The 19,058-nt window shown below is 43.1% G+C and carries 13 protein-coding genes; 10 read left to right on the top strand and 3 right to left on the bottom strand.

Features of this window, described 5'->3' with window-relative positions:
- Positions 1 to 3: 3 nt before the first annotated feature.
- From murJ to ACNR9Q_RS10005, 9 genes are all read left to right on the top strand, one after another.
- Positions 4 to 1,362, top strand: coding sequence for a murein biosynthesis integral membrane protein MurJ (gene murJ / locus ACNR9Q_RS10045; RefSeq protein ID WP_419211084.1), 1,359 nt, complete (start codon positions 4 to 6; stop codon positions 1,360 to 1,362).
- Positions 1,355 to 2,251 carry a glycosyltransferase family 2 protein gene (locus tag ACNR9Q_RS10040; protein WP_419211083.1) on the top strand — a complete coding sequence of 299 codons (897 nt, stop codon included), beginning with the start codon at positions 1,355 to 1,357 and terminating at the stop codon, positions 2,249 to 2,251. Before murJ ends, ACNR9Q_RS10040 begins: the two co-directional genes overlap by 8 nt.
- A gap of 57 nt (positions 2,252 to 2,308) precedes the next feature.
- On the top strand, positions 2,309 to 2,890 hold the full coding sequence (locus tag ACNR9Q_RS10035) for a serine O-acetyltransferase (RefSeq protein WP_419211082.1): 582 nt from the start codon (positions 2,309 to 2,311) through the stop codon (positions 2,888 to 2,890).
- Between the two features lie 30 nt (positions 2,891 to 2,920).
- A complete protein-coding gene (locus tag ACNR9Q_RS10030) occupies positions 2,921 to 4,000 on the top strand; it encodes a glycosyltransferase (protein WP_419211081.1) in 1,080 nt (359 codons plus the stop codon).
- Positions 3,997 to 5,055, top strand: coding sequence for a glycosyltransferase (locus tag ACNR9Q_RS10025; RefSeq protein ID WP_419211080.1), 1,059 nt, complete (start codon positions 3,997 to 3,999; stop codon positions 5,053 to 5,055). The genes ACNR9Q_RS10030 and ACNR9Q_RS10025 overlap by 4 nt, the downstream gene beginning before the upstream one ends.
- Positions 5,056 to 5,106: 51 nt before the next feature.
- Entirely contained in the window at positions 5,107 to 6,273 is a 1,167-nt protein-coding gene (locus ACNR9Q_RS10020) for a glycosyltransferase family 4 protein (RefSeq protein WP_419211079.1), read from the top strand.
- 100 nt (positions 6,274 to 6,373) lie between these two features.
- On the top strand, positions 6,374 to 7,456 hold the full coding sequence (locus tag ACNR9Q_RS10015; protein ID WP_419211078.1) for a hypothetical protein: 1,083 nt from the start codon (positions 6,374 to 6,376) through the stop codon (positions 7,454 to 7,456).
- On the top strand, positions 7,446 to 8,090 hold the full coding sequence (locus ACNR9Q_RS10010) for a sugar transferase (RefSeq protein WP_419211077.1): 645 nt from the start codon (positions 7,446 to 7,448) through the stop codon (positions 8,088 to 8,090). The genes ACNR9Q_RS10015 and ACNR9Q_RS10010 overlap by 11 nt, the downstream gene beginning before the upstream one ends.
- A gap of 8 nt (positions 8,091 to 8,098) precedes the next feature.
- Positions 8,099 to 9,232 carry a glycosyltransferase family 4 protein gene (locus ACNR9Q_RS10005; protein ID WP_419211076.1) on the top strand — a complete coding sequence of 378 codons (1,134 nt, stop codon included), beginning with the start codon at positions 8,099 to 8,101 and terminating at the stop codon, positions 9,230 to 9,232.
- A gap of 9 nt (positions 9,233 to 9,241) precedes the next feature.
- Here ACNR9Q_RS10005 and ACNR9Q_RS10000 read toward each other — a convergent pair whose 3' ends face one another.
- Complete coding sequence (locus tag ACNR9Q_RS10000; RefSeq protein WP_419211075.1) at positions 9,242 to 10,324, bottom strand: GNAT family N-acetyltransferase; 1,083 nt, start codon at positions 10,322 to 10,324, stop codon at positions 9,242 to 9,244.
- A 70-nt stretch (positions 10,325 to 10,394) separates the two neighbouring features.
- Complete coding sequence (locus ACNR9Q_RS09995; RefSeq protein WP_419211074.1) at positions 10,395 to 11,420, bottom strand: glycosyltransferase family 2 protein; 1,026 nt, start codon at positions 11,418 to 11,420, stop codon at positions 10,395 to 10,397.
- 165 nt (positions 11,421 to 11,585) lie between these two features.
- Between ACNR9Q_RS09995 and ACNR9Q_RS09990 the strand changes: the two genes are divergently transcribed.
- Positions 11,586 to 12,647 (top strand): acyltransferase family protein, encoded by a 1,062-nt coding sequence (locus ACNR9Q_RS09990; RefSeq protein WP_419211073.1) that lies wholly within the window; start codon positions 11,586 to 11,588, stop codon positions 12,645 to 12,647.
- Positions 12,648 to 12,683: 36 nt separating this feature from the next.
- Here the strand turns inward: ACNR9Q_RS09990 and ACNR9Q_RS09985 are convergent, their stop codons facing one another.
- On the bottom strand, positions 12,684 to 19,031 hold the full coding sequence (locus tag ACNR9Q_RS09985) for a malectin domain-containing carbohydrate-binding protein (protein WP_419211072.1): 6,348 nt from the start codon (positions 19,029 to 19,031) through the stop codon (positions 12,684 to 12,686).
- Between the last annotated feature and the right edge of the window lie 27 nt (positions 19,032 to 19,058).

Raw genomic sequence — 19,058 nt, 5'->3', positions numbered from 1 at the left:
GCAATGAATAATTCAGGAATAGTACAAAAAGTAAAAGTCTTCATCCTAGATTTCTTTAAAAAAGAAAAGTCACAACTCTTAACGAATATGTTAATTGTTGCAGGGGTTTCTTTATTGGTAAAGGGAATTACTTTTTACAAAGAAATTCTAATCGCCAAAGAATATGGAGTTTCAGAACTCTTGGATACTTTTTTAATCGCAGTTTTGGTGCCATCGTTCATACAAAATGTATTTATTAATTCCTATAGTAGCGTTTTTATCCCAAATTATATATTGGAAAAAAGCATTTCAAAAGATACGAGAGCCTTTCAAACCAGTAGTTTTATCATTACCACGACCATTGCCCTTATTATGATGGCAGCAACATATTTCTGTATTGACCTATACCTCGAGTCAATGTTCCCAGGTCACACAACAGTATATTATGATTTGATAAAAATTCAACTTTGGATAATTCTACCCTGTATGTTTTTTTGGGCCATATCTTCTTTGATTTCAGGCCTATTAATGACGGACAACAAATTCTTATCTTCTTCTTTAAACAATATATTCACACCATTAGCACTAATAATCTGTTTGTTTTTTCAGGATTTTCTACAAGAAAAAACCCTTGCTGTAGGCATGCTGGCGGGCAGTATCTTGAGTACACTATATCTGGTGATCGTAAGTATAAAAGAACGTCTTTTAAAATTAGGCCTGCCTGATTTTAAAAGTAAGAACATGAAGACCTTAATCAATCAAATACCTGCTAAAATTTCTTCTGGTCTTATAAATGGTGTAAACCCCATGGTAGATCAATATTTTTCAGCACAAATGGCAATAGGTGCCATAGCAGCTTTAAATTATGGGGTAAAAATTCCTATGGTAACCATAAGCCTTATAAGCTTACCTTTAGGAAGCACGATTTTACCCTATTTCTCAAGTAAGGCCGCCGAAAACAGGGAAGCTACTTATCAGTATTTACGAAGAATGCTCAAATCAAGTTTTCTCGTAAGCGGTGCCATTATGGTAATATTGATTATGCTTTCCAAATTTATTATCACCCTCTTTTTCGAACGGGGCGAGTTTACAGAAAAAGACACCGATTTGGTCTACATTATACAGCAGATGTATTTCATTCAACTTCCTTTCTATGTTGTAGGCATTATAATGAACAAGTACCTCACAGCTATTAATAAAAATAACTTTTTGGTTTTCTCTTCGCTCATTAGTTTTCTTCTCAATATTTTTTTGAATTATACGTTAGTAGAGGTAATGGGCATAAAAGGCTTGGCATTGGCCACTTCATTGGTTTCCCTAATTAATGCCCTTGTAATATACCTGTACATAAAAAAGCAGCATTCAAAAACAGTTTATGTTTAGCATACTAACCCCAACGTATAATCGAGCCCATACTTTAGAGCGGGTATACCTATCCTTACTGGCACAAACAGATCAAGATTTTGAATGGCATATCATAGATGATGCCAGTACTGATGACACGAAGAATCTAGTTGATGTATGGTTGAAAAAAGAATTGCCCTTCACAATAAGTTATCATTTATTGGAAGTCAACAAAGGAAAACCTAACGCTCTTAACGAGGGCCTAAATTTTTGCACGAGACCCATAACAATTATTGCCGATAGTGACGATTCTTTTGGTCCTGAAACAATAGCAGATCTAAAAAATTTATGGGGTACTGTCGACCTTTCTGAAAACCCAGGTAAAATTGCCAGTATTTGGACGCTAGTTCACGATGAGAAAAATGAATTGGTCGGGGAACCTTTTCCCTTTAATTTTTGGCAGGTGGATCTTAATAAAAGAATTCTAGATAGGAAAAAAGTGGTATCCGGTGAAAAATGGCATAGTTGGCGAACAGATGTTTTAAAGAAATTTAAAATGTATCATAGCGAGCATTCTTTTATCAGTGAAGGGGCAACTTGGAATAGAATCAATAAAGAGTATGATTTTTTATGTGTCAATATTTTCCACAGGGTATACTTTGAAAGCCCTGACGGTTTGATATTAAAAAAGAAAAGTAGATTAGAAATAGAAAAAAATAAGTTTTACAATTCATATTACCAATTAATAGAGACACCTATTTTAGATATTTTTAAATATCCATATTATCATCAAATAGCATTTAATTATGTTAAATCAATTCTTATATACAAGAATAGAGATTTAAATTTAGGATTAAGGAAATTCTTATGTTGTTTTGTACTTAGCATTTGGCACACCCCTAAAAGGATATTATCCTATTTTAATTAAAAGTCAAACTAAATATTTTCTATTGATACTTTCAAAAAATTTGATTAACTATTATAAATGATTAATTCCGAAAAAGATTATAAATACTATCTTCAACAAGATGCCATTGCAAGAGGTTTAAAACTTAATTCTGCATATGACAAAATTAAAGATTTTTTATATCCGGCACCTACGTGGAGGTTCCAAAAGAGGCTAAGAAAATTAGAATATTTCACTAATTGTAAAAAAGGGGTACTTTCTAAAATTTATATAAAGTATTTACATTATAAATTTCGAAAAATATCGATTGAATTAAGCTTCTCAATTCCCTTAAATGTATTTGGACCAGGTCTTTGTATACTTCATTATGGAACTATCGTAGTCAACAATAATGCAAAAATTGGAAAAAACTGTAGGATGGAAGTCTGTGTTAATATTGGGGCTTCCGGAGGTCAACCAGAAGCTCCTCAAATAGGTGATAATGTATATATCGCTCCGGGAGTGAAAATTTACGGTGACATACGTTTAGGAAACGATATAGCTATAGCAGCAAATTCATCAGTTAATAAATCTTTTGAAGAGGATGGTATTTTAATAGGGGGGTCGCCCGCAAAAAAAATAAAGGAAATCGATATCAAAAGAATAATCAAACATGTTTAAAAAAACACCATTTCATTATTTATACCAATTATGAAAACTATAAAAACGAAAATATTCTTTTTTATCCCCTCTCTTAGAGCAGGTGGCGCAGAAAGAGTAGTTTCTTTTATTGCCCAAAACATTGATAAGGCCAAATTCGAGCCTACCCTTTATGTGATTGGCACAAAAGAAGATGCCACCTTTGAAGTAACTGATGTTGCCGTTGAATTCTTAAATCACAGACGGGTTTCAAAGAGTTTCGGAGCAATTTTTAATACCGTACGAAAAGGAAAGCCTGATATCGTTTTTGGCACCATAGGCCATGTAAATATCCTTTTGGGCTTTATAAAACTTTTCTTTCCAAAAACGATCTTTATAGGAAGGGAAGTCAACGTAATCAGTGTACTTTCTGAAGTACAGGAAATGAAAGGAAAATTGCCCAAATGGCTTGGCCTCTATTTGGTCAATAGACTTGATGTTATGGTGTGCCAATCTGTGGATATGGCCGTAGATGTCAAAAAAATGTTCGGGATTCCCGACAGAAAGGTAAAGATTATCAACAATCCCGTATCTAAAAGGTTTCAACTAAAAAATCATGAAGAAGATTCGAATTCACTGTTCAAGCTAATCACTATCGGCAGCCTTTCCAGTAGAAAGGGTCATTTAAGATTATTAGAGGTACTCAAAGACGTAACCATACCGTTTAGCTATACTATCGTAGGCAACGGCGATTTAAAAGATGAAATTTTTGAAACCATAAGAAAATATAATCTTGAAGATAAAGTAACCCACATTCCCTTTTCAGATGAAGTAGCGCAATTGCTTCAAAACCATGATCTTTTTCTTTTGGGCTCATTTGTAGAAGGTTTTCCCAACGTTTTGCTTGAAAGCTGCGCAGTAGGAACACCGGTAATTTCTTTTAATATTCTTGGTGGTATTAATGAGATTATTATTGAAGGTGTGAACGGTTACATCGCAAATACACCTGAAGAGTATGTCGAAAAAATTGTGTTAGCCTCAAAACAAGATTGGAATCGTAAAGAAATACGAAATACGGTGGTTTCCCGGTATAACGAGGATAAAATTATTTCAGATTACGAGCAACTTTTTTTAAGTGAGGTTAATAAATGATGAACTATAATATTCACATAATAACAGGTCTTTCTGGTGGCGGGGCCGAGCATTTGGTTTTAGACCTCAGTCAGAGAGCTAAAGAAGATCAAAAAAAAGTAGTCGTTATTTCTGTCACGGGTCTAAAGGCTATTGAACATAAATTTACTGCATTAGGCATACCATGTCACTTTCTAAATATCGATTCCTTTTCACAATTGGCCAGTGGTCTTACCAAAGCTAAAAGAATTTTAGCCGAATACGCCCAAAAACCCGTTGTGCATTGCCATATGTTCCATGCCGTATTGGTGGCCATACTTTTAAAACTAAGTGGGTCTCCGATAAAAATCGTATTTACGCTACATAACAATAGTGTAAGTAGTTCGTTCAGAAGGATCATATTGTTCCTTTCAAAACCGCTTCGATGTAAAGATGTTGTTTTTTCTGATCGTGGTAAAAAATGGTATTTAAAAAATAGCATCGTACTACCCAACGGTATCAACTTAACAAAATTCAAAAAGGGTAAGGAATACCCAGAAAAAAAGCCCGAGGTCTTTAAGTTCTTATTCTTAGGCAGCCTTACAGAGCAAAAAAATCCACTTTACGTTCCAGAAATAGCTCAAAAGATCAAGGATAGGGGTATCATAAATTTCAAAATCTATTTTATTGGTGAAGGTCCCCTGAAGAGTCGATTGATTGAAAAAATTAAGCAGTTTAACGTACAGGACCACATAGAGCTAGTAGGATTCAGGAATGACGTCCCAGAACTGTTACCTGATTTTCATGCCCAGATTATGCCCTCATTGTGGGAAGGAATGCCAATATCCATTTTAGAATCGGGATCTGTTGGCTTACCGGTAATAACAACTCCCGTGGGCAGTATACCTGATTTTTTAACCTCAGAAACAGGTTATTTAGCCAGTATCGCCGATTTTCATTTGGCAATGATATCCTTAATGACCAACTATAACGAAGCGATTTTAAAAGCGAAATCCTTTAAACAAAAGGTACGTTCAGAATTTGACATCGATAAAATATATGAGCGACATCAAGCATTATATGCATCATGCGAATAATGCCATTGTTTGATTTGAATAGTTGATGAAACCCCCAAAGAGTTTAAAATTATGGTCAAGAAAAAAATCATTCGGGTAACCACAGTAGCCTCATCCCTTAAAATTCTATTAAAAGGACAGCTAGCCTATATGAACCAGTTCTATGAAATTGTTGGCGTAGCTTCCAATGACCCCATGTTAGATGAAGTTACCAAGCAAGAAGGTATCAGAACCTTGGGGATAGAAATGACAAGACAAATAACCCCTTTGAAAGATTTAAAGGCGGTTTGGCAATTATATAGATTATTTAGAAGGGAGAAGCCTGCCATTGTTCACACCCATACACCGAAAGCAGGTACCTTGGGCATGTTGGCAGCCCTATTGGCAAACGTACCGCATCGTTTGCATACCATTGCGGGATTACCTTTAATGGAAGCCACTGGTAAAAAAAGAACGCTATTGAACGTAGTTGAAAAATTCACCTATGCTTGTGCTACGAAAGTCTACCCAAACTCTAAAGGATTGGACGATTTTGTAAAACAGGAAGGTTTTACCTCCCAAAAAAAATTGAAGGTTATCGGGGAAGGAAGTTCCAATGGAATAGATATCACCCATTTCGACCCAGCCCTATTTACAGAGAAGGACAAAACCGAGCTTAGGGAAGTATTAAAGCTTCCTCAAAGTGAAAGGGTCTTAATCTATCTTGGTCGTATTGTAGCCGACAAGGGTATTCATGAATTGATCGATGCTTTCGAGAATATTGCGAAGCAATTCGATAATGTAACTTTACTAATTGCCGGAAGTCCTGAAAAGCATTTAGATCCGATTGCGCCGCGTACCGAAGAAATTCTAAACGGTCATCCTAAAATAAAAGTATTAGGTTGGATCAACGACGTACGACCGTATTTAGCGATCTCCGAAGCAATGATCTTCCCTAGTTATCGTGAAGGTTTTCCTAATGTCGTTATGCAGGCCGGGGCTATGGGGGTTCCCGTTATCGCCAGTGACATCAATGGCAGCAATGAAATCATCATCCCTGGAAAGAACGGCGCAATTGTACCTGTAAAGAATGCTCAGCGATTAGAACAAGCCATTGCCGCGTTTTTAGAAGGTAAAGAAAGTACTTACTCTTCTGCGAACTGTAGACAAATGATTATTGACAGGTACGACCAAAAACGTATATGGCAGTTACTGCGTGAAGAGTATGAAAATTTACTCTCAAAAACAGAAAAGCCTTAGGTTCAAAAACATTAATAAGCACTAAAATTATTTCAGCCAATTTTTAAGAACTTCTTCGATTTGATCAAATTGTATGAACTAAATTTGGTTTCTTTGCGCTATGAATACAAATGTTATTGGGTACGGATCATTCTTCCATCAAGTAGAACCAAACCTGTTTGGCTCCCTTGCGAACACAGACTTTTGTGACGATCGTATCTTGTTCTATTCTGGTAGACATGCGATTAAGTACATCATTTTACTCCTAAAAAAAACGGAAGCTATAGAAACGGTTTGGTTTCCCAATTATTACTGTCCTTTCGTAAAGGAATGGTTAGAACATGAATTCGAGACCATAAAATACTATGAGATAGATCCTTTTGATCCAAAAGCGACCATTGACTGGTCGAACTTCAAAAATAAGAACGCTATTCTTTTTGTGAATAATTACTGGGGATTAAAAACAAACCCTATACCCGATCAAGAACGGCCTTGGGTCATTGAAGATCATTCCCATGGATGGTTGAGTGAAGGTTGCGAAAATAGTACTGCCGATTTTTGTATTGCCTCGTTGCGAAAAACAATTCCGCTACCCTTAGGAGGTATAGCTTGGAAACCGAAAAAAAGCAGGTCGAAAATAGCCTTGGCTTCTCTAAACCTACCGTATGTAGACGAAGCTGAAAAAATTGCAATACGTGAGGCTTGGGATTCTATTGGGGAAGCAATGCGTTTAAAAGCTACTTGTGAAGAGGCTATGGTTAAAGATAACTATCTGCAGCTACACGCTAAAGGCGAATCAAAATTAGGGGTTAATTATTCCATTGTTCCGGTGCTGGAACAGCATAAAATCAGATTGGAGGAATTTCTTTTTAAGGACTATAATCATTTCAAAAACAGGAATCTCGCTTATACCGTTCCTAAAATTGAACCTAGCCCATTCTTTAAAATTATAAATACGGAAAGTTTTGATGGATTTGGATTATTACTCGTATTCAAAGAGGAAGCTTGTTTAAAAAAATTAAAATCATTTTTAATATCCAAAGCTATTTATCCCGCAGAACTTTGGCCTAAAAACACGATGGCCACAGCCTATAAATTTTTATTGAACATTCATATGGACTTCAGGTATACTCCTGAAAATTTAAATTATATCATAGAAGCCGTAAATAACGGATTAGAAAAAACAACACCTCATGATTTATAAAAATTATTTTAAAAGACCCCTAGACATCTTATTTTGTATCATTGGTCTTACCCTTGTATCCCCCATTTTAATTATAGCCATAATCGCAATTGCCATTAGTTTTCGGGAGAATCCATTTTTCACCCAAAAAAGACCTGGAAAACACAAGAAAATATTTTCCGTTCTTAAACTCAAAACAATGAACAGTAAAACCGATAAACAAGGTAAGTTATTGCCCGATAGTGAGCGCTTAACCCCCTTTGGTATCTTCATTAGAAAAACGTCCATTGATGAGTTACCTCAATTGATAAATGTCATTAAGGGAGATATGAGCTTAATAGGACCACGACCATTATTAATACGCTATCTGCCCTATTACACAGAAGAAGAAAACAGACGATTTTTAATACGTCCAGGCATTACAGGTTTGGCACAAATTTCTGGTAGAAATTTCATGAGTTGGGAAGAGCGTTTTGAAAAAGACATTGAGTATATGGAAAATATGAGTTTTAAAAACGATGTGTACATCTATTGGAAAACCATACAAAAAGTATTCAACCCAGACGAGATCGAGGTCGATCCGAACTCCAATCCATCAATGCTGGCAATGGATTTACAGCGAAGTCAATGGCCACAGTTTAAAAATGTAAAATAATTAATTAAATGAGAATAGTTTTTATTGTCATGCGTCTTGGAAAGGATGGGTTGGCCACGAATATACGTGAGCTGGTTCAAGGCATGGTCGAACGTGGACATGAACTACATATCATTACCAGTGGTTTTAAAATAAAGGAAACAACCGACACCTCTTTTTTCGATGAACTTAAAGCTCAGTTTAAATTATTAGGCGTTACCGTACATTACTTTAAAGAGCCCAATGGCAATCCGTTAACAAAAGGGGTCATGTCGGTGACCAGCCTCTTCAAAATCGCTAGATTTATAAAACGAATCGATGCAGACGTAATCCATTGCCACTCGCCTAACCTTACCTTTATACCTTGGTTAATGGGCAAAAAATTCACCTCTACCGTACATGCAGATACGATTAGGCCAAACGCAAGATATAAGCATCCTACACTATTGATTGCCGTTAGCGAAGGTTCAAAAGAATTTACGAAAAAGGTCATGGGTTCCCCAGAAGAAAGTATCCGTATGGTATACCATGGTATCTCCGAACGATTTGCCGTTAAAGAATCAAAAGAAGCGTTAGCAAAATTAAAAGCGCGGCACGGCATCCCTTCCGATAAATTAATTGTAGGGGTCGTAGGTAGAATTACTCCACAAAAAGGAACAGATGTTTTAATCGAAGCTATCGGGAAACATCTATCCAAAGAATTGGTAGAGAAGTTGCACATTGTAATCGTTGGTGATTATCAATCAAAAGCGCAGGAAAAGTGGTTGGCCGATCTTCTTAACGAAAATCAGCTTACCGAAAAAATAAGTGTACTTGGTTTTCGTGATCCCAAGCCCTACTATCAAGCATACGACGTATTTGTACTCCCCTCACGTTCAGACACCTTTGGTTTGGTAGCGGTTGAGGCCATGATGTCAGGTTGTTGTACCATCCGATCAGATTCTAATGGAGCCTATGACCAAATAGACCATGGTGAAAACGGACTTATTTTCCCAATGGAGGGTGCTGTTGAATTAGCCGCATGTTTAGAGCAAGTACTTAGAGATAGTTCTTTACGGCAAAAACTTGCTGAAAATGGCAAACAAAAAGCCCTTGCTAATTTTACCACAACGAAAATGGTAGATAACACCCTTAGCGTTTATAAAGAACTTATCTCTATTTAAATTGATTACTCACGCTCTATAGCGTGGAAAAAAGCCTTCTTCAATTTTTTCTATCTCTTCCATTGATAAGGTATCATCGGTACTATTTTCATTAGTCAATTTTAAATATACCTGTTTATCAATGATTTTTCGACCGGTATAAAAATGGATATCATCATCAAAAGGAAAATACTTTTTCTTGTATAGGTATAGGTTATCGGTCTCGCTATTGGATAGCCCTCCCCCGATCATATAATAAGTCAATCCTTGAGTTCTTGCCCAATCGATTGCATTGATCTTTAAATATTCGTTCGGTCTCAATTTAAAATGGTCGGAGCTGGTGCCTCCTAAAAATGAGAACATGGTATCGTCTGATATTAAAAATAATTCACAGGAAATAGCAAGGTCGTTTTCATACACCAAGCCAATGGCACATTTTCGAGGGTTTTTTTCGCAAAACTCCGTGAAATATTCTAAAGGATGATAGAATGAATCAATGGCATCCCTTCTATTCATGGTGCCAATATAAACATCATAAAATGCCTTCACCTTGGCTTCGTCGATCGTACCAAAGTGCAACTCAAAAGTTAATCCTTCCTTTTTGGCCTTTCTAAATTGATTGCGGGTATTCGACTTTAAATTAGACCAAAAATAATCCCAATCGGCTATTTTACCCTTTACATTACGTAACGTATGAATCGTTTCGCCTGTATAAAACGTATAATTCTCACTGAAATTGAACCGAACAAATTCTGAAACTACTTTATTTTCTTTATACCAAGCATCTACAGCAACCCAAAAACCTTCGATCAACTCTTTTGATAAAGATGGGTGAAAAAGCGGACCATTATATCCCCAAGGACTCGTAACATCATAATACCCGGTTTTTACGTCGTCATGTAGTATGTCTCTCAAAATAAATGGCATAACCACGGAAACTTCTTCATTGATTACATAGCGAAAGAAATATAGTTCTTGATGATCTAAATGATTAACAAGCAGCTCATAACAGTAATAAGGGTTGTTATCGTCAATAATAGCGATCGATTGTTTATATAAGGATATAGATTCGAGTGAGTTAAGTGCAATTGATTCTAAAAGTGTATTTGGCATAAAGCGTTTATGTTTAATATTTTATATGTTCTCCGTTAGTTTTGAATGGGTCGTCAATGGTTCAACCCTCTTATTTTTTATGTTTATAAATCGAACTTATCCAAATTAGTGCAAAGACAATTCTTTTGGTATTAATAACTGAATTGATAATTTTTTCAAAAAAATAAGGAATTTTATGAATTTGAACATGACTCGTAAAAGGATACATTGATCTTTGTTCTAGAATAGTGATTTTATCCTTTATTTTTTGACTGTTCCGACTAAATCGTAACCACTTTATAATCATAAAAAAAGAATAATAATCTCTTTTAAGAATAAGGTCTTTTTTTACGTCGACATTTGTATCTAATGTAAATTCTTCCGGTTTCTCTATTAAATCGTTTAATCTTAAGACCATTTCATATGTAGCATCGGCAAGGCGCAATTTATGTTCCGCTATGCTTCCTTTGGTTCTCATAATAGAAACAGGAGATTGAAAGTACCAATGAACCTGTAAAGGAAGCACACACATTCTTCGGGAACTAAGTACAATCTTATACGTAAAAATAACATCGGCCATCGTAATATTGTCCAGACCGATCTGAAAATCCTTCAAAAGTTTTTTTGACACCAAATACCACCAAACCTCTACATAGGGTAAAGACTTTTCTTTTAAAAATTCTACGCCGGTGCTTATGAGAATAGCGTCATTCAAATGATCTGAAGAAAGTTTGTTTTCATCTGGACGTAAAGTTTCACTTGAGTGAAAGCCCACGAAATCCATTTCATTGTTCAATGCAAAATCCAGTACTTTTTTTAAAGCCCCGGGTATCAGATAATCGTCAGCATCCAAACAATAGACATAGGTACCTTGCGCCATCTCCACTAAGCTATTCCTAGTAGCCGCATTTCCTTTATTATTTTGATCGAATAATTGCATATTAGGTTTGTCTTTGACAAAATCTGCAATTAACCGACTGCTTTCATCGGTACTACCGTCATTGATTATAAGAACTTCATAATCTTCGCTATTGATTTCTTGTTTCAGTATACTTTGAAGACAATTTATGATATGATTTTCAGCATTAAATACTGGAATAAGAATACTCAAATACATAGAATTACTTTACGAAGAATTTTAGTTCAAAAAACAGATAGAATAAAATCAACCTCAATAGAAAACTAACGACAAAATTAAGGTAATGTTATATACCGAATACTATTTGTTAGTTGAAAAGCGTTAATCTTGTGACATGATTAATTGGTCAATAATAGAATCGATATGAGAATAACAAAATTGGACGGTTTAAGGGGCATTTTTAGCTTTATGATTATTTTTTTTCATTATGATAATAGAATTTTACCGGAATTTGTATCTCAGAATTTTGTCAAAAATGGTGCTTGGATTTTTGTAGAGTTCTTCTTTGTACTAAGTGGTTATGTTATTTCCTATAATTATGATAATCTATCGACCAAGAATGAATTTTGGATTTATTTAAAAAAGCGATTTATTAGATTATATCCATTATTATTTTTTACGATAATGGTTTATTTTCTTTTCGAACTTCTCGGAAGTACAATTCTCAAAAGTTTCATCAATACCCCAGAAACTGTTCCAAGCCTTATACTTGCCACTATTGATTCGTTATTATTCACGAATTCAACTCCAATTTTTGGTGATACCGATGGAGGTATGAATAGTCCTTCATGGTCTATTTCTGCAGAAATGATTTCCTACATCGTTTTTGGCTTGGCAACCATTTATTTAAGTAAAAAGAACAAGACGATATTCTACATATGCCTTATTCTGGTTTCTATGTCTATCCTATTAAAATTCAAACCCCCTGTAAATTACTTTTTCCTAAGGGCTTTTGTTTCCTTCAGTCTGGGATATCTTTTGTTCAAGGTTAGTAAATTTAGAATCCCATTTAAGGATTGGATGGAATATTTGATTCCTATAGCCCTTCTTTTAGTCATGTACATGATCCATGATAACACTTTTGGTTTGGCTCATTTTAACGGAAATTTCACCATTAATATCATTTTCTTTTTTTCCATTTTAATGCTCCTAAAAACCGATGGTACAATTACCAGAATATTAGATTCCCCTTTTGTACAATTTCTAGGAAAAATCTCTTATTCGGTTTATTTAAACCACCTGCTCATAATTACCGTTTTACCTAGATTCTTTTTTAAGATTTTGAAAATAGAGCAAAATACATATACGGAAGTTGGAGTTCTTATTTTTTTATGTATTCTTATTCTAGTTTATTCTGCTTTAACCTATAAATATATCGAATTGAAGGGTAGCAAATTTTTAAAATCAAAGCTATTGAAGCGATGATTTTTTAAATAGAAACATCGGTAAAAATTCTTAATTTTAATTTTTAATAATAATTTTCTTGAAAATATTTTCATTTGAGACAGATACTTTTATCAAATAAATACCTGTCTCCCAATTATCGGTTGAAATTTCAAATACATTTTGACCGTATAGTATTTCATATTTTTTATTAAATACTGCTCCCCCATTCAATGTGAAAATTGAAACGGAGCCCATGTAATCCTCCTTTGCTTCAATCGAGACTTGAATGTTTTGACTTCTTATAACAGGATTTGGTGCAATCGTAACTGCATTAACCTTAGTTTCGTTCAAAGCAATTTGACTTTTTAAAGAGACTACATTTAATGTATTAGCTCCCGCCAGCACCTCGATGGCGTTGACCAGCGGGTTCTCGACCCCGTGGACGAACCCGACCTCAAGCGCGCCGTCGGCCACGTGCACCGGATAGCTCAGCATGCCCCCCGACAGATGGCCGAAGAGCGATACCAGGTCCACCCCGCCGTGCGCGACCGAGCCCTCGACCGTAACATCGAACACACGGTCACCCGCCCCGTCGGTCTCGGAAAACGAGTTCCCCATGTACACGTTGACCACGTAATCGCCCGGGGGAAGCGGTATCGAATACGACATCTCGGCGCCTCCCTTCTGGTCCCAACGCTCGCTCGAGAAGAGCGAAACGTACGTCGCCGCGTCTATATAGCCCGGGATAGAGCCGTCGCGGCCCCCATACGACATCGCCGTACTCGTGCTCAGCCCTCCCGAACTTACCGAATGACCGCCAAACGCGGACGCGCCCGCGACCCCGTCCCCAGACCAGTCGGGGCCGCCGTCGGTGGAGGCAAGCGGCCCGCCGGCCGCGTTGATACGGTACACGACACGCGAAGCCTCCGATACCCTCCAGGAGAAGCTCGTGGAGACGGCCGCGGAACCGGGCCGCGAGGCCCCGACCGTCACCGCGTAGCTCCCCGGGGCACCCGTCAACGTGCCAGAGACACGGCCCGTGGAAGCGTCGACGGAGACACCCTCCGGAGCGCCCGATAGCGAGTACCCCAGAGCGGCGGAAGGGTCGCCGCCAGAGGCCACCACCGTGAAATCGACCGTGGAGCCCAAAAGGTCGGAGCGGTCCGAGACCGGCGACAGGACAAGCGGGCCAGGGGCAACGGCCCCCGCCAGCACCTCGATGGCGTTGACCAGCGGGTTCTCGACCCCGTGGACGAACCCGACCTCAAGCGCGCCGTCGGCCACGTGCACCGGATAGCTCAGCATGCCCCCCGACAGATGGCCGAAGAGCGATACCAGGTCCACCCCGCCGTGCGCGACCGAGCCCTCGACCGTAACATCGAACACACGGTCACCCGCCCCGTCGGTCTCGGAAAACGAGTTCCCCATGTACACGTTGACCACGTAATCGCCCGGGGGAAGCGGTATCGAATACGACATCTCGGCGCCTCCCTTCTGGTCCCAACGCTCGCTCGAGAAGAGCGAAACGTACGTCGCCGCGTCTATATAGCCCGGGATAGAGCCGTCGCGGCCCGCATACGACATCGCCGTGCTCGTGCTCAGCCCTCCCGAACTTACCGAATGACCGCCAAACGCGGACGCGCCCGCGACCCCGTCCCCAGACCAGTCGGGGCCGCCGTCGGTGGAGGCAAGCGGCCCGCCGGCCGCGTTGATACGGTACACGACACGCGAAGCCTCCGATACCCTCCAGGAGAAGCTCGTGGAGACGGCCGCGGAACCGGGCCGCGAGGCCCCGACCGTCACCGCGTAGCTCCCCGGGGCACCCGTCAACGTGCCAGAGACACGGCCCGTGGAAGCGTCGACGGAGACACCCTCCGGAGCGCCCGATAGCGAGTACCCCAGAGCGGCGGAAGGGTCGCCGCCAGAGGCCACCACCGTGAAATCGACCGTGGCGCCCAAAAGGTCGGAGCGGTCCGAGACCGGCGACAGGACAAGCGGGCCAGGGGCAACGGCTCCCGCCAGCACCTCGATGGCGTTGACCAGCGGGTTCTCGACCCCGTGGACGAACCCGACCTCAAGCGCGCCGTCGGCCACGTGCACCGGATAGCTCAGCATGCCCCCCGACAGATGGCCGAAGAGCGATACCAGGTCCACCCCGCCGTGCGCGACCGAGCCCTCGACCGTAACATCGAACACACGGTCACCCGCCCCGTCGGTCTCGGAAAACGAGTTCCCCATGTACACGTTGACCACGTAATCGCCCGGGGGAAGCGGTATCGAATACGACATCTCGGCGCCTCCCTTCTGGTCCCAACGCTCGCTCGAGAAGAGCGAAACGTACGTCGCCGCGTCTATATAGCCCGGGATAGAGCCGTCGCGGCCCCCATACGACATCGCCGTACTCGTGCTCAGCCCTCCCGAACTTACCGAATGACCGCCAAACGCGGACGCGCCCGCGACCCCGTCCCCAGACCAGTCGGGGCCGCCGTCGGTGGAGGCAAGCGGCCCGCCGGCCGCGTTGATACGGTACACGACACGCGAAGCCTCCGATACCCTCCAGGAGAAGCTCGTGGAGACGGCCGCGGAACCGGGCCGCGAGGCCCCGACCGTCACCGCGTAGCTCCCCGGGGCACCCGTCAACGTGCCAGAGACACGGCCCGTGGAAGCGTCGACGGAGACACCCTCCGGAGCGCCCGATAGCGAGTACCCCAGAGCGGCGGAAGGGTCGCCGCCAGAGGCCACCACCGTGAAATCGACCGTGGAGCCCAAAAGGTCGGAGCGGTCCGAGACCGGCGACAGGACAAGCGGGCCAGGGGCAACGGCCCCCGCCAGCACCTCGATGGCGTTGACCAGCGGGTTCTCGACCCCGTGGACGAACCCGACCTCAAGCGCGCCGTCGGCCACGTGCACCGGATAGCTCAGCATGCCCCCCGACAGATGGCCGAAGAGCGATACCAGGTCCACCCCGCCGTGCGCGACCGAGCCCTCGACCGTAACATCGAACACACGGTCACCCGCCCCGTCGGTCTCGGAAAACGAGTTCCCCATGTACACGTTGACCACGTAATCGCCCGGGGGAAGCGGTATCGAATACGACATCTCGGCGCCTCCCTTCTGGTCCCAACGCTCGCTCGAGAAGAGCGAAACGTACGTCGCCGCGTCTATATAGCCCGGGATAGAGCCGTCGCGGCCCCCATACGACATCGCCGTACTCGTGCTCAGCCCTCCCGAACTTACCGAATGACCGCCAAACGCGGACGCGCCCGCGACCCCGTCCCCAGACCAGTCGGGGCCGCCGTCGGTGGAGGCAAGCGGCCCGCCGGCCGCGTTGATACGGTACACGACACGCGAAGCCTCCGATACCCTCCAGGAGAAGCTCGTGGAGACGGCCGCGGAACCGGGCCGCGAGGCCCCGACCGTCACCGCGTAGCTCCCCGGGGCACCCGTCAACGTGCCAGAGACACGGCCCGTGGAAGCGTCGACGGAGACACCCTCCGGAGCGCCCGATAGCGAGTACCCCAGAGCGGCGGAAGGGTCGCCGCCAGAGGCCACCACCGTGAAATCGACCGTGGAGCCCAAAAGGTCGGAGCGGTCCGAGACCGGCGACAGGACAAGGGGTTTGATTTCACTATTAGATAGAAACTCCCATCTGAAGATATCACTGCCGTTGTCGGCCTTCACCACGACGTTGCCATCGGGCTGGGTCCCCAGATAATATCCGCTCAACTTGCTCACCAGATAGAAGGTCCCGTCACCCCCGTCCAATATTTCCCAAAGTTGGGCATCTGTACCATTACCTTCATACTGCCAGATGTTCGCCCCGCTTTTGGTCGAGGCGGAAGCCACATCAAGGTACTTGTCGCTATGGCTGGCCCTAAGCTGGTAATAGCCCGCATTGGCGTTCTCAAGGACGAAATGTTGGTTGTCGGAACCCGTGTACTCCCCTTCGGCAACGTTCGTCATGTCCAACAGACCGGCATCGGGCACCTGTAGCGTCGCACCGCTGGCCCTGTTCACTATCCTGTAGGGACCCGTGGCGGGAACGGGGGGCAACGGTAGCAACTGGTCTATCCAGGCCTCTATCAGGGCCGCTCCCTTGGCGTCCACCTGGCCTTTGGCCAAGGGCGGCATCATTATACTTGGATCCTTACTGGCCACCCTATGGTAGACCTGTGACCGGGAAGCGTCGCCCGGTATCAATACCTCTTCACCCGGAATCCCTATAGCAGTATTGTATTTGGCGGTCGTCAGACCTGTCTGGGAAAGCGTATTGAAAAGTCTCAGGTCGAAATCCGCACGGTTCCCCGTGCCCGGTCTATGGCAATAGGCACAGTTCAGGTCAAGGTAGGAACGCGCCTTTTCGTCCAGACTACCATTAGGGTCGTCGATGGAAACATGGGTAAGGAAACCTCCCGTCTGACCGTCAGTAACGGTGCGGTCCAAGATACCTAAGGAACTCAAGGTCACCAATTGGTTCCCCACAGTTCCACCAGAAACATGGGTCGAATAATCATAGTCGCTGTTCAAATTACGTGTACGTGGCCCCAAGGTACCTTTCGACGCGGCATTATGGCAACTCAGGCATTCGCTGTTTGAGGGAAAATGCCAATTAACCTGCCGTGTGCCCCCGCCTACCGTCGTGACCTGTATCGGTTCCTCGACACCCGTCTCCTGTAAATAGGCTTCCGTCTGTGCTTCGTTCCATTTGTAGGTAAGGAAGTAGAAATTACCGTCGTCCGCCTTTACAGAGAAACGTGTCTCCACCTTTCTCGTCTTGGTGGCGTCCCTATCGTCTACGGGATAATCGAAATGTTTGATCATTACGGTACCCAGAGGGAACTCCCATTCCCCGTTCTCGGAGAATTTTATCCTTTCCCCTGGGGTATCATGGCTCCCATCATTGGGTATCGCCATCCAACGTTTCTTAAGCGCCCCGTCGGACCAAAAGGGGTCTATTAGCTCATAGGGGATGTACCCTGTCGAAACCTTTAGGTTCTGTAGGTCCGTAAAAGCGCCGGTGGCAGACAAGGTCTGGGGCATGTCCCCATAATTTATACCGGGGGCGGCAAGCTTGTAAAGGTTCACATTGTCGCCCAGTTTGAGTATATATAGTTCCTTATCGAAATCCTGGCCGAAACCGATGACCCCCTGGGGAGTGAAATTGCCCAACACTTCATATTGCCCCGTAGTGATGTCAACAGACCAGATTTCATCGCCCGTGCCGTAGTCCGCACAGATATACCTTCCCTCCAGACTAGGTATTTCCGTACCCCTGTAGACAAAACCCCCTATAAGCGCATTGGCTTCGGCACGGGGAAATTGGGTGAGTGGACCCTCATGGGCCATGCCGTTGTACAGTTGCGTGACGCAATCCTCATCGGGGCCGGGATCAAGTCCCTCGAAAAGGGGCCATCCATAATTTTTACCCTTCGACAGTACATTGATCTCTTCGTGCAGTGCCTCACCTACCTCGCCGATATAGAAAACGCCCGTATTAGCGTCTCTGGTCATCCGATGAGGGTTTCTATGCCCGATGGAGTAGTATTCCTCAAAATTAGCCCCGGCGGGGCTTAAAAATGGATTGTCGTTGGGTATCCAATATTCTACCCCGGAGAATTCATCCGCCTCCCCAGCGCCCGGGGAGGATAGCGTACGCACGGGTGCCTGACTTTTTGCCGGGTCCTTGTCGACATCGATCCTTAGCACGCCACCATCCAGGTTCTCGTCGATTTCCTGCGCGTTCACGAACGTGGCCTGATCACCAGTGGACAGATATAGGAAACCGTCCTCACCGAAATCCATGCCCCCGCCCCTGTGGGTCGTATTGTACATGCGCCGCTTGATCATGGTGACCTTGGACCCGTCGATATATGTCAGGTCCTCAGGGTCGACCTCGAACCTTTCCAGAAGAAGGTAGTTCCCAGCGAATGTCTCGTTACCGCAGAAAAAATCCTGTGCGGAGCCCAGCGTGTTGTTCGGCTCGGCCGTAGTGTAATAGATATAGAAATAATTCTTGCCGGGGGCACCGAAGTCCGGATGGATGGAAAGTCCCAAAAATCCCCCGTCCCAGACCTCGTCATTGGTATAATCTCCCACTTCCTCCGAAAAATCCACTATCGCATGCTTATTCGCAACCTCGGGATCGTCCTCGATATAGAATAGCTTACCGTCAAGTTGACCGATGACTATTTTGTTCTGGCCCGGAACCAAAGTGAACGTGATCGGGGAATCGAAGAAAACGTTCGGGTAAGCTGGTCTATAGGGGTCCCGTACCGCACCGACCCCGGGAAACGTACCGCCCGCAAATTGGGCAAACGGTTCTGGAGTTGTCATGCCGGGCCCAAAGAACATAGGACCGAAACCCATAATTAATGCGGCTGCTACAAAACAAGCCATACGCTGTATAGCCCTTAAATTTTTCATTTAAAATAGTGTTTTGATTAACTAAGT

It is taken from the genome of Maribacter sp. X9 (assembly GCF_048537565.1).
In the GTDB taxonomy this organism is placed as follows: Bacteria; Bacteroidota; Bacteroidia; order Flavobacteriales; family Flavobacteriaceae; genus Maribacter.
The sequence above is the reverse complement of the archived record's forward strand: the minus strand, read 5'-3'. Positions and strand labels throughout refer to the sequence as shown.